Source organism: Paenibacillus sp. FSL R5-0766 (assembly GCF_037971845.1).
Classification (GTDB): domain Bacteria; phylum Bacillota; class Bacilli; order Paenibacillales; family Paenibacillaceae; genus Paenibacillus.
Genome location: NZ_CP150227.1, coordinates 5,313,622 through 5,326,715, shown reverse-complemented (window position 1 = coordinate 5,326,715; position 13,094 = coordinate 5,313,622). Strand labels below are relative to the sequence as shown.

The window sequence follows — 13,094 nt, the reverse complement described above, 5'->3', positions numbered from 1 at the left end:
ATGATTGTAATGCAACAAACATTCAGAATTACAGACGAAGATGGTATCCACGCACGTCCGGCGACAGCCCTGGTAAATACAGCAAACAAATTCAAAGGTGCAGAATCCTTTGCAGAAGCTAACGGTAAAAAAGTAACTTTGAAATCCATTCTGGGTGTTCTTTCCCTCGGATTGGAACAAGGCGACACCATCAGCATCATCGTTGAAGGCGAAGGCGAAGCTGAAGCTCTTCAAGCTTTGACTGACGTTATGGTTAACGAAGGGTTGGGCGAAATTAATGCTTAATGTCTCCGGGATCGCGGCTTCGGCGGGTATTGCTATCGCCAAGGCGTTTATCTTGGAGCATCCTGACTACTCTGTAGAAAAACGCCAAATTAACGACGTTGACGCAGAGATCGCGAAACTCGACTCAGCTCTGGGTAAATCCCAGGCTGAGCTTGAGGCGATCAAAGAGCGCACTTTACAAGAGCTTGGCGAGAAAAAAGCAGAGATTTTTGCTTCGCATTTGCTCATTCTGAATGACCCGGAACTAATTGATCCGGTTAAAGCTAGAATTGCGGATGACATGATCAATGCAGAATTTGCTTTGAACGAAACAGCATCGCAATTTATCTCCATGTTTGAGAACATGAAGAGTGCATACCTGCAGGAACGTGCAGCAGATATGCGTGACGTTACCAAACGTGTGCTAAATCACTTGCTTGGTATCGACTTCATGAGTCCGGCTGAGATCAATGAAGAAGTGATTGTGCTTGCGGAGGATCTAACACCTTCCGACACGGCTCAATTGAACCGCCAATTTGTTAAAGGTTTTGCAACCAACATTGGTGGACGTACTTCTCACTCGGCGATCATGGCGCGCTCACTTGAAATTCCAGCTGTTGTTGGAACCAAGGACATCTTGGCTCAAGCGAAACAAGGCGATATGATCATTGTTGACGGTCTGGATGGTCACGTACTGGTTAACCCTACTGATGAAGTTATTGCTGAATACCGTGCCAAACAGGAACAGTATGATGCACAACGTGCAGAGTGGAGAAAACTTCGTGATGAGCCAACGGTAACGGTAGATAACGTTCATGTTGAACTTGCAGCCAACATCGGTACACCAAATGATGTAACTGGTGTTCTGGAGAACGGTGGCGAGGCTGTAGGCCTGTACCGTACCGAGTTCTTGTACATGGGCAGAGACAAGCTCCCTTCCGAAGACATTCAGTATAATGCTTACAAAGCGGTACTGGAAAAAATGGAAGGTAAACCTGTTGTTGTTCGTACACTCGACATCGGTGGAGACAAAGAGCTTCCATACCTGGATCTGCCAAAAGAAATGAATCCATTCCTCGGCTTCCGCGCAGTTCGTCTGTGTCTGGACCGTCTGGATATCTTCCGTACACAATTGCGTGCATTGCTGCGTGCAAGCGTACATGGAAACCTGCGTGTCATGTTCCCGATGATCGCAACACTCGGTGAATTCCGTGAAGCAAAAGCTGTCTTGCTCGAAGAGAAAGAGAAGCTGGTTGCTGAAGGTATTGCTGTTTCTGACAGCATTCAACTCGGAATCATGGTCGAAATTCCTTCGACTGCAGTTCTGGCGGATCAGTTTGCCAAAGAAGTGGATTTCTTCAGTATCGGAACAAACGATCTGATTCAATACACAATGGCTGCTGACCGTATGAACGAACGAGTGGCTTATCTGTACCAACCTTACAACCCGGCCATTTTGCGTTTGGTTAAAATGGTTATCGATGCAGCGCATCGTGAAGGCAAATGGGTTGGCATGTGTGGTGAGATGGCAGGAGACGAAACAGCAATTCCATTGTTGCTCGGTCTTGGATTGGATGAGTTCAGCATGAGCGCAACATCCATTCTGCCAGCTCGTAGTCAGATCACCAAGTTGTCCCGTGCGGACATGCAGGAACTGGCTGCCAAAGCTCTGGATATGCAAACGGCTGAACAAGTTGTTGAATTGGTTCAAAGCATTCAAGCGTAATTTTGCCGGGGTTTCCTCCGGATTTGAGGTTTTTTCTTTTTCCGATAATAAGCTGCATTGATGTAGCGATTTTGCCGATATCCGCGATTCATTGTGGGTATCGGCTTTTTTTGTTACGTAGATGTATAGGGAATAAAGGAGAGTACGAGGGAAACGTCCTGTAATGTCTAGCCAAAAAAATGCTCTTACTGGTGTAGTTAACATCAGCAAGAGCATGGATAAGAAACTCACTTAGTTTTAACTGCAAGCGCAGTTCAGTACAGGTTTGCGGGCTGCGGTAGTCTCATCGAGTCGAGTAACCGGTGTGCCATAAGGTGCGTTCAGGACTAATTCAGGTGTCTCTTCCGCTTCTTTGGCAATCCGTATCATCGTATCAATGAACCCATCCAGCGTTTCTTTACTTTCGGTTTCTGTCGGCTCGATCATGATGCATTCTTCGACGTTGAGCGGGAAGTACACGGTTGGTGGATGATATCCAAAATCAAGCAATCGTTTGGCAACGTCAAGTGTGCGTACACCATATTGCTTCAACCCCCGTCCAGACATGACGAATTCATGTTTGCATACGCCCGGATACGGAATCTCGTAGTAAGGTGCGAGACGGGCCATCATATAGTTAGCATTGAGTACCGCACATTCAGATACACGGCGCAATCCTTCCGGTCCATAGGTACGAATGTAGGCATAGGCACGTATCAATATACCGAAGTTACCGTAGTAGGCTTTCACTCGGCCAATGGATTGATCGCCTTCACGATCGAATGCATACATACCGTCATCATTTTTAATTACCATTGGCTTAGGCAGGAACGGAACCAGACGGTTCTTCACGCCAACTGGTCCGGCGCCAGGTCCACCACCGCCATGAGGTGTACTCATCGTTTTGTGCAAGTTCAGATGCACCACATCAAAGCCCATATCACCCGGACGGGTAATGCCCATAATGGCATTGGAGTTCGCGCCATCGTAATACAACAAGCCACCAGCCTGATGTACGATGGATGCAATCTCCTGAATGTCTTTCTCGAACAAACCAAGTGTATTCGGGTTGGTCAGCATCAATGCTGCCGTATCCGAACCGACTGCTGCACGGAGTGCGTCCAGATCAACCAGTCCGTCTGCGCGGGATGGAATCGTCACCGTTTCAAATCCTGCAACAGTAGCACTTGCCGGGTTGGTCCCGTGAGAAGAATCGGGCACGATGACTTTGGTACGTTGTTCACCACGACCTTCGTGGTAGGCACGAATCATCATAAGTCCAGTCCATTCGCCATGGGCACCAGCGGCTGGTTGCAGGGTTACAGCGTCCATGCCTGTCAGACCTGCAAGGTCGTTTTGCAACGTATACAATAGTTCAAGAGCACCTTGAATGCTGGATTCATGCTGGTATGGATGGATTTTGGCGAAACCGTTATAACGTGCAACATCCTCATTAATCTTTGGATTGTATTTCATCGTACAAGAGCCCAATGGATAGAATCCGTTATCTACACCGAAGTTGCGGCGGGACAACGCAGTATAGTGTCGAATAACATCTACCTCGAACACTTCCGGCAGTGCCGCTGCTTCCGAACGGAGCATTTCCCGGGGAATCAACGTATCGGAAGCCTGACGAGGAACATCACATTCTGGCAGGGAATAAGCGACACGCCCAGGGCTGCTGAGTTCAAAAATCAATGATTGTTCCGGAGCAGGAGATAAGGGCTGTGCACTAAATGTTGTATCCGTCTCAGGTTGAACCGAAGTGGAGACAGAGGTACCTGTTTCCGATTGTCCTTGTACCGATGTTGTCGTTGTCGTCGTTTCCTGAGTCACAGCGATCCCTCCAATGCTCGTGCGAATTCGTCAATTTCTTCCTTACTACGCCGTTCCGTAACAGCAATCAGCATATGTCCGGCAAGTTCCGGATAATCACGTCCGAGTTCGTAACCAGCAATAAAGCCTGCATCCAGCAATTTCAACTGAAGAGCATCCACGTCTGTTCCTTCAGGAAGTTTAATCACGAATTCATTAAATGTTGGTGCATTAAAAGTAAGGCTAACTCCAGGAATCGTAGTTAATGTATTCAGGGTGTAATGACTCTTTTGCAGATTCAGATCCGCGACATCGATCATACCCTGTTTACCCATAATGGACATATATACAGATGCGCTGAGCGCAAGCAAAGCCTGGTTGGAACAGATGTTGGACGTCGCCTTTTCGCGACGGATGTGCTGTTCACGCGCCTGCAGTGTGAGTACAAAACCACGCTTGCCGTTGCGATCGGTTGTTTGGCCTACAATTCGGCCAGGAATTCGGCGCATATGAGGCTGGGATACGGCAAAATATCCGCATGTCGGGCCGCCGAGTGAAGCGGCGATGCCAAGGGGCTGCGCATCGCCAACAACGATGTCGGCACCCAGCTTGCCTGGGGCTTCCAGCAGACCCAGCGATAGCGGGTTGGCACTTACAACGAGCAGGCCCTTGTGCGCATGCACGAGGTCGGCAGCCTGCTTCACATTTTCCACGGCACCAAAGAAGTTCGGACTCTGGATCATGACAGCAGCGGTATCGTCCGATATAGCGGCTTGCAAGGCTTCCCAATCAGTGACGCCATTCTTATAACCAATCTCGACAATCTCCAGACTTAATCCGTGCGCATACGCCTGCAATACCTGACGGGCTTCCGGATGAACGGTACGGGATACGATAAGTTGTTTGCGACGTGTTGCTGCTGCGGCGAGATTACCGGCTTCCGCAAAAGCTGTTGCGCCGTCATACATGCTGGCATTGGCTACAGCCATACCGGTTAATTCACAGATGTAGGACTGAAACTCGAAAATGGCCTGTAGTTCACCTTGGCTGATCTCAGGCTGATAAGGTGTGTAGGCAGTGTAGAACTCGGAACGGGAAATGACATGATTGATGACGGAAGGAACATGATGATCGTATATACCTGCGCCGAGGAAACTGGCGTGTGTTTCGAAATTGGCATTGGCGCCAGCTTGTTTGGACATATGACGTGTCAGCGCATATTCATCGAGTTTGGAGGATACGGGCAGCTCGCCCTGATAACGAATCTCCTGCGGAATGTCCTGAAACAGATCCTCCAGCGTACCCACACCGATGGTTGCGAGCATGGCGCTCTGATCTTGCTCAGTCATGGGAATGTAACGGTGCTTGCTCATGCTTGATCAGCTCCTTGAGTAGGTGTCTTCGACGTACGTGTCCGTTTATGAAAAGGGGTCTTCACGACCTCGGCTTTTAGTTTCTTGCCGCGGATCTCAATCTCAAGCGGGGTTCCCAGCGCAGCGTATTTGCTGTCGATGAGGGCAAGCCCCAGATTACGCTTCAATGTAGGTGATTGTGTGCCTGTTGTCACTTCACCAATCTGTACGCCTTTAGCGTAAATCGGATAGTGGGGGCGGGGAATACCGCGCTCCAACACTTCGATGCCGACCAGTTTGCGGGCGGGCCCGTCAGTTTTTTGCTGTAACAAGGCTTCGTGTCCGATAAAAGGTCCGGCGTGCAGCTTCACAAACATGCCAACGCCAGCTTCGAGTGGAGAGATAGTTGCCGACAATTCCTGTCCATACAGAGGGAGCTTTGCTTCAAAGCGCAGTGTATCCCGAGCACCGAGGCCTGTGGGTACAAGTCCGTGACCTTCACCGGCTTGCATTAACCCATTCCAGACCACAGCGGCCTGATCTGCAGGAACATATAGCTCAAAGCCATCTTCACCGGTATAACCGGTACGGGACAACAGTAATTTTACTCCACATACTTCAGCATCCTGCACAAAACGAAACGGTTCAATCGAGCTTACATCCGCATCTGTAACTTTCCCGATAATGTCTACAGCCAGTGGACCTTGCAAGGCGAGCAGCGCTGTCTGCTCCGAATCATTGGTCATGCTCACGCCGGGGATCAAGTGCTCTTGCAGCCACGCCCAATCCTTGTCGATGTTGGAGGCGTTAACCACGAGCATATAATGCTGATCTTCCAGCTTATACACGAGCAGATCATCCACCACACCGCCATCTGGATAACACATCAGGGTGTATTGGGCTTGACCGGGAACCAGCGTGGTCACATCATTGGTCGTCATTTGTTGCAAAAAAACTTCGGCCTGCTCACCCTGTACTGTGAATTCGCCCATATGGGATACATCAAACAGTCCAGCACGCTCGCGTACCGCTTCATGTTCTTTCTGGATTCCGCTAAATTGTACCGGAAGCTCCCAGCCTCCAAAATCAATGCACCGTACGCCTTCGTATTGCTGATACAGTGGGAAGAGTGGTGTTCTAAGCAAATCGGACATCAAATCACCTCGTCATAGGCCGTCAGCCGGCCGGATATACAATCGTGGATCAATGAACCAGAGTATTTTTAAATTTTCAGCTAGATATTTTCATCACATAAGTATGGTAAGCAGCTATGGCAGCACCGTTCTACATCCTGTTTTTCGTTTTTTGGGAAAAAGGAAAAGGACAGGCCAAAGAATCGGCATGCCAAGTAGCACGCTGTATTCTAAGGCTCTGTCCCTTGTACCTGAGAGTTACCCCGCTGCGTTATGCAGCAGGTTTCCCCTTGGGTGATCATAACGCCCGCATCGGGCGAATAGATGCTCTCCAGAGTTGCGTCCCGTAAAAGTCCTTTTGCCTGAGAGATTCACCTCCGCTTATCGGTGGTTTACTCCTTCGGCGTTACCTCATGTACATCCCGAATCGGGTGTCACGGGTAATCTCTCCCTTTACATTCATCCGCGGGTATAACATAGTCCAATAAACACATTTACTCCTCTCATTAAAACGTGAATCCACTACTGATGTCAAGAACGATATCATAGATAATGATTTAAAACCGAATGTTTATTTCTGTTTTGATATTATTGTTCGTATATTTATAAAGACTGCGCTTACTATTCTAATATTCACCAGTATATGAAGAAAGAGTGTAATCCGGTTACAGGATTTAGAGGTGTTCAGCAAATAAATTGTGAGGTATCTTGACATTTGATTCAAAAATATCATACGCTATGTTCTGGGAAAAAGGTTAAGGTCAAAGAACGCATGTACTCATTAATGAAAAGCGAGGCGGATATCGATGAGCGAATTGAAAAGTGATTTCCTGTACAGTGAAGAGCACGAATGGGTGCAAACCGTAGGGGAGGATACTGTACGTATTGGCATTACCGAGTTCGCGCAGCATCAGCTGGGTGACATTGTGTTTGTGGAATTGCCTGACCTTGAAACCAATGTAAAAGCAGAGGACAGCATTGGAACGATCGAATCGGTCAAAACGGTGTCGGACTTGTTTTCTCCAGTCACTGGTTCAATCATTGCGGTGAATGATTCGTTGCAGGACTCTCCTGAACTTGTGAACAGCTCTCCTTACGAGGAAGGCTGGATGATTGAGATCCGTGTTGAGGGAGATCTGACAGCAGCATTGTCTACATTGATGAATGCAGACGCGTATCGGAAACATACGGAAGAATAGTTTTAACAAACTTGTACTTATTAACATATATTTTATAACCAAATGAAATGAGCTTCATATTTTTTCGACCTGTGTGAGCCTGATAGCTTGCACAGGTTTTTTGTGCTTTCCAACAATGGTTTTGAATGTGGATTGAAGCAGATTGTGGATGTAAATCAACTGATTGGACCAAGCTATAGGTTAGAAAATGATTCTAGAAATGATAAAAGTCATAGGCAAAAAAAGCCTTGTGTATCAATGGGTTCAGCCATTATGCATCGATTAAAACGATTACATAACCTAATGTTGTCATCATTGTTCATGACGAAAGTACGCTTTCATTTCATTGAACAGGAGAGCATTCTCGCTTAGGATTACAGCAGGGGAGAAATGATACCCCTTTCATAAATCATAATCACTTGATCCAAGGAGGATAATACAATGAGTAATTTGGACCAATCGTCCAATTCCAAAGGTGGGCTACGGGTAGGTGTGCAGCGTTTTGGCCGATTCCTGAGTGGTATGGTCATGCCGAATATGGGAGCGTTCATCGCCTGGGGATTAATTACAGCCATGTTCATTCCAACAGGCTGGTTCCCTAACGAGACACTAGCACAGCTAGTCGATCCGATGATCAAATATTTGCTGCCACTGTTAATCGGTTACACCGGGGGTACGATGGTGCATGGTCAGCGTGGTGGTGTCGTGGGTGCCATTATGACCATCGGGGTCATCGTGGGTAGTGATATTCCGATGTTCCTCGGTGCCATGATTGCCGGACCACTGGCAGCATGGATCATCAAAAAGTTCGATAAATCGATTGAAGGTAAAGTTAGAGCCGGATTTGAAATGCTGGTTAACAACTTCTCAGCCGGTATTATTGGCGGGATCTTGGGGATTTTTGCGCTACTGGGCATCGGGCCTGCTGTAGAAGCGATTAGCAAAGTATTGTCTGCCGGGGTACAAGGCTTAATGAATCTGGGCTTGTTACCGCTGGTCAACCTAATCATTGAACCAGGTAAAGTATTGTTCCTGAACAATGCAATCAACCACGGGATTCTGACACCAATTGCAACAGATCAAGCGAGAGAATTAGGGCAATCCGTATTATACATGCTTGAATCGAACCCGGGTCCGGGACTTGGTATCTTGCTTGCTTACTGTTTCTTCGGACGCGGAATGGCCAAATCTTCTGCACCAGGTGCCGTTATCATTCATTTCTTCGGGGGAATTCATGAGATCTACTTCCCTTACATTTTGATGAGACCGATTCTGATTCTTGCCGCAATTGCGGGTGGCGTCGCAGGTACATTAACATTCATGCTCACCGGAGCAGGACTTGTTTCGGCACCATCACCGGGTAGTATTATCGCGTATTTCCTCTTAACACCAAAAGGTGGATACCTGCCGATGCTCGCAGGGGTTCTTGTAGCAGCAGTCGTATCCTTCCTGGTTGCAGCAGTGTTGCTGAAAACGGGTAAACAAAAAGACGAAGATCTGGAGTCCGCATCCAGTCGGATGAAAGACATGAAGAGTCAAGGAACCGTGCCAAACGCTGGTATTACGGCTAATCAACGTGAAGCAGCCGCAGATATGGCTTCTTCTACAGTGAAAACAGACGTGAAGAAAATTGTCTTCTCCTGTGATGCAGGCATGGGGTCAAGTGCCATGGGTGCTTCCATTCTACGCAAGAAGATGAAGGCAGAGGGGATTGACGTTACGGTGACCAATACGGCTATCAGTGATATCCCGTCGGATGCAGACGTGGTGATCACACAACAAGTATTGACCGATCGTGCCCGCTCCGTTGCACCGAATGCAGAACATATATCCATCGACAACTTCCTAAAAAGCCCGGAATACGATGCGCTCGTTGAACGTCTGAAGTAATTGCACGCATTTGTTTTCCCTGAGCCGGAGGCTGAGATATGAGTATTACCAAAAGACAACGTGAAATCGTGGAGTTCCTGCTGGAGCATCCACATGAAGTTACTGCCGGCGAAATCGCCGTTGAAGTAAAGGTCAGTACCCGAACGGTTCACCGGGAGCTGCAAATGATTGAACAATGGCTTGAACCTTTGGGCATGAGGCTGGAAAAAAAATCAGGAACCGGTATCCGAATCGATGCCGGTTCCGATGATCTGGCTGTATTACGCCAGCAACTAGAGGGTAAAGAATATGTAGAGTTTACGCCAGAAGAGCGTAAGCTCTTCATGCTTTGCATCCTGCTGGATGAACCGGAGCCTGTAAAGTTACTCGCCTTGGCTTCGGATCTGAAAGTGACCGTATCCACCGTAACCACGGATCTGGACGATCTGGAGTCACGGATTCGTCAGGCGGGACTAAAGCTGGTTCGCAGACGTGGATATGGCGTCAAGATTAACGGAAGTGAGACGATTCATCGCACAGCCATAGCTGCACTTGCTCTCGAATTTTTGGATGAGTCCGACCTATTCGGAAGACAGCCAGAACAAGGGGGCTCCGTCGTAAACCAAAAACTGTTGGATATGATTGGACACGGTGATGTGCTTACGGTCGAAAATGCGTTATGGCAACCAGACATCGAATGGCTGGAGAACATCCCGGAACGCCAATACATGAAGTTGCTGATTCAATTAGCCGTAGCGGTTGTACGTATTCGTAAAGGCTTTGGCATTGGCCGTATGTCTCCACAAGAGAACACGGGAGATGAAGTTGCAGAGCAAGATGAGATGAAGGTTCCACCTTATATGGCTTCCCGCTTGTGTGGTGTGTTATCCACCCAGCTGGGGCTGACATTCTCCCAAGATGAGCAAGCTTATTTTCACAGACTATTAGTTGAGACAGAGCAGCGAATTCACTCTTCGAGGCTGTTGCCAATAGACGACTTGATTTTACTGGACAGGGTACATTCACTGATTGATCAGATGCAGGCGAGAACGCATTACGCCTTTCATGAGGATCGTTTGCTTCGTGAAGGTCTGCTTGGTCATATGCAACCTGTCATGGAGCGAATTGAAGGGCAACAGATGATTCGTAATCCGCTACTGCAGCAGATTCGCAAGGATTATGATTCACTCTTCGAAGAGGTCAAACAATCCGTGCATCAAGCTTGGCCAGGTACTGACGTTCCGGATGAGGAGATTGGTTTCCTGGTCATGCACTTTGGCGCTTCCATCGAGAGGTTACGTGCATTGAAACGGGAGATCAGGGCCATCATCGTGTGTACAAGCGGAATCGGATCATCACGCATGCTTTCCAGCCGATTATCCAAGGAGATTCCCGAAATTCGGATCATGGACAGTGTGTCGTGGTATGAAGCTGCCCGGATACCTACAGATCAATATGATCTGGTCTTATCCACTGTTGATCTGCCGATGGATGAGCATCAGTATTACAAAGTGAGTCCACTGCTTACGGCGGAAGAGAGCGAACGTCTGCGTCATTTTATCCGAACAACAACATTACAACAACAGCATAAAAAGCCCCGTGAAATAGAGGTTCAGACGACAAGTCGTTACGCTGACCCTGATGGAATGGAAGCTATTTTAGTTGAAATCGTCCGAATTATTGGCAAGTTTCAGGTGTATCCGCTGGATAACCAAGATATCGGATTCTATAAAACGGTGTATGCGATGTGCAACGTACTCCATGGATCTGGTGTGTTGAAGGAACCGGGGGAGATCGCAAAACGGTTGGAGGCACGTGAAGCAGTGGGGAGTCAGAAAATTCCTGGTACAAGACTTGCGCTGTTTCATACACGCAGTGAGGGGATCTACAGGCCGTCCATTAGCTTGTTTCAGCTCACTGAGCCACTCCTTCGTACGCCGGATGATCCGGCAGGAGTTACCCATGTCCTCTTGATGCTCGGTCCCCGAGAATTATCCAAGGAAAGCCTGGAGGTTCTCAGTGAGATCAGCGCCCTGTTATTACAGGAAGAAATGATTACATTGCTGGAAAAGGGAATCAGGGATGAACTCATTCATTACCTGTCCCAGGAACTTGTTGGATTTTATCGCAGTAAAACCGAAATTGGAGGTCAACCATTATGAGTATGTTAACAACAGATAAAGTCATCATGAATGCGACGGCTCAGGATAAATACGAAGCGATTCGCATGGCAGGACAGATTCTGAAGGATGCGGGACATATTACCGCTGATTACATTGAGAAGATGATTGAACGTGAAGAGATTGTCTCAACCTATGTAGGGAACGGCCTGGCTATTCCACACGGTACGAAGGAATCAAAAGCTTTTATTTTATCCACAGGTATCTCTGTCATTCAGTATCCACAAGGTGTTGATTTTGGCGAAGAAAAGGCTTATATGGTCATAGGTATCGCGGCTCAAGGCGGGGAACATATGGAGATCTTGACTAGCATCGCGGTGATCTGTGCTGAGGATGAGAACATGGAGGCCCTGCGTCTAGCCAAAACAGCCGAAGAAGTTATCGCAATTCTGGAAAGTGAAATGGAGCTATGAAGGCCCTACACTTTGGCGCAGGTAACATTGGACGCGGGTTTATCGGCTTGATTCTGTCCCGTGCGGGTTATGAGGTGGTTTTCTCCGACGTAAATCAGACCTTGGTAACCGCTCTTCAGCAACGGGGGCAATATACGGTGGAACTGGCTAACGAGAGCAAGGATCAGGAGACCGTCACAGGTGTAAATGCAATCGATGGAACCCAGCTGGAGACGGTTGCCCAAACCGTGGTGGAAGCTGATCTGATTACAACCGCGGTGGGCGTAGGCGTGCTGAAACATATTGCACCAGGGATTGCGAAGGGACTTGAGAAAAGACTGAATTCCGGTCCTGCTCAAAACCCTCTTCACATTATTGCTTGCGAGAACGCCATTGGAGCCAGTACACAATTGAAAGAGCATGTATATGCTCTGCTTGATGAAAAAGTACGTTCCCTTGCAGATCAGTACGTTTATTTTCCAGATTCAGCCGTAGACCGGATTGTACCTATTCAGCATCATGAAGATCCTCTGCATGTACAGGTAGAGCCTTTTTACGAGTGGGTAGTGGATCGTTCCCAGATGGCTCCTGCATTCAAACCGGTTGAGGGCATTCTATATGTCGATGATCTGGAGCCGTATATCGAACGGAAGCTGTTCACTGTTAATACAGGGCACTGCGTTGCAGCATATATCGGTAATGTGCACGGGTATGACACGATTCAGAAGGCTATTGCCGATGAAAAGGTGAAATCGATTGTCTACGGTGCTTTGCAGGAAACTGGAAAAGTTCTGGTGAAGCGTTTTGCATTCAACCCGGAAGAACATGAGCAGTATATTGTCAAAATATTGGGACGGTTTGTCAACCCGTATCTCACCGATGAGGTTACTCGTGTTGGTCGTTCCCCACTGCGTAAGTTGTCTCCGAATGATCGTCTGGTTCGCCCGGCCCTTCAGGCATATGCGGATGGAACTGATACGACTTATCTGGCTATGGGTATGGCAGCAGCCTGCAAGTTCGATGTCTCCGATGATCCGGAAGCAGTTGAACTGCAGAACATGATCCGCGAGAAGGGAATTACAGCAACCCTCCACCATTATACGTCCATGGATGAGCATCATCCGGTGCTTGAACAGGCTGTTGCCCAGTATAACCAAATGTAAGAACAGTGGTAGCAAGCTAACAGTATTGATCAGGCATAATGAA

At 47.9% G+C, this 13,094-nt stretch carries 10 protein-coding genes and 1 riboswitch; of the genes, 7 read left to right on the top strand and 3 right to left on the bottom strand.

The features are described 5' to 3' along the window. The first annotated feature begins 9 nt into the window (after nucleotides 1–9). A complete protein-coding gene (locus tag MKY66_RS23050; RefSeq protein ID WP_036617010.1) occupies nucleotides 10–285 on the top strand; it encodes an HPr family phosphocarrier protein in 276 nt (91 codons plus the stop codon). After that, the gene (ptsP, locus tag MKY66_RS23045) at nucleotides 278–1,990 is read left to right on the top strand and encodes a phosphoenolpyruvate--protein phosphotransferase (protein ID WP_047844045.1); all 1,713 of its coding nucleotides are present in this window, start codon (nucleotides 278–280) and stop codon (nucleotides 1,988–1,990) included. The genes MKY66_RS23050 and ptsP overlap by 8 nt, the downstream gene beginning before the upstream one ends. Before the next feature lie 237 nt (nucleotides 1,991–2,227). Here ptsP and gcvPB read toward each other — a convergent pair whose 3' ends face one another. From gcvPB to gcvT, 3 genes are all read right to left on the bottom strand, one after another. Further along, on the bottom strand, nucleotides 2,228–3,667 hold the full coding sequence (gene gcvPB, locus MKY66_RS23040) for an aminomethyl-transferring glycine dehydrogenase subunit GcvPB (RefSeq protein WP_076212582.1): 1,440 nt from the start codon (nucleotides 3,665–3,667) through the stop codon (nucleotides 2,228–2,230). A gap of 134 nt (nucleotides 3,668–3,801) precedes the next feature. After that, nucleotides 3,802–5,157 (bottom strand): aminomethyl-transferring glycine dehydrogenase subunit GcvPA, encoded by a 1,356-nt coding sequence (gcvPA, locus tag MKY66_RS23035; protein WP_076212397.1) that lies wholly within the window; start codon nucleotides 5,155–5,157, stop codon nucleotides 3,802–3,804. Then, nucleotides 5,154–6,290 (bottom strand): glycine cleavage system aminomethyltransferase GcvT, encoded by a 1,137-nt coding sequence (gene gcvT, locus MKY66_RS23030; RefSeq protein WP_076212395.1) that lies wholly within the window; start codon nucleotides 6,288–6,290, stop codon nucleotides 5,154–5,156. Before gcvT ends, gcvPA begins: the two co-directional genes overlap by 4 nt. A gap of 319 nt (nucleotides 6,291–6,609) precedes the next feature. Beyond that, a riboswitch (glycine riboswitch) is annotated at nucleotides 6,610–6,732 on the bottom strand. A gap of 343 nt (nucleotides 6,733–7,075) precedes the next feature. Between gcvT and gcvH the strand changes: the two genes are divergently transcribed. The 5 genes from gcvH to MKY66_RS23005 all read left to right on the top strand — a co-directional run bounded on the left by gcvH (nucleotide 7,076) and on the right by MKY66_RS23005 (nucleotide 13,051). Further along, nucleotides 7,076–7,468, top strand: coding sequence for a glycine cleavage system protein GcvH (gene gcvH / locus MKY66_RS23025; RefSeq protein WP_047844042.1), 393 nt, complete (start codon nucleotides 7,076–7,078; stop codon nucleotides 7,466–7,468). 420 nt (nucleotides 7,469–7,888) lie between these two features. Continuing rightward, entirely contained in the window at nucleotides 7,889–9,337 is a 1,449-nt protein-coding gene (locus tag MKY66_RS23020) for a PTS mannitol transporter subunit IICB (RefSeq protein WP_076212393.1), read from the top strand. Between the two features lie 38 nt (nucleotides 9,338–9,375). Then, nucleotides 9,376–11,478 carry a BglG family transcription antiterminator gene (locus tag MKY66_RS23015; protein WP_076212392.1) on the top strand — a complete coding sequence of 701 codons (2,103 nt, stop codon included), beginning with the start codon at nucleotides 9,376–9,378 and terminating at the stop codon, nucleotides 11,476–11,478. Then, nucleotides 11,475–11,909, top strand: coding sequence for a PTS sugar transporter subunit IIA (locus tag MKY66_RS23010; RefSeq protein WP_017686856.1), 435 nt, complete (start codon nucleotides 11,475–11,477; stop codon nucleotides 11,907–11,909). The genes MKY66_RS23015 and MKY66_RS23010 overlap by 4 nt, the downstream gene beginning before the upstream one ends. Next, entirely contained in the window at nucleotides 11,906–13,051 is a 1,146-nt protein-coding gene (locus MKY66_RS23005) for a mannitol-1-phosphate 5-dehydrogenase (protein WP_076212390.1), read from the top strand. Before MKY66_RS23010 ends, MKY66_RS23005 begins: the two co-directional genes overlap by 4 nt. The last annotated feature ends 43 nt before the right edge of the window (nucleotides 13,052–13,094 follow it).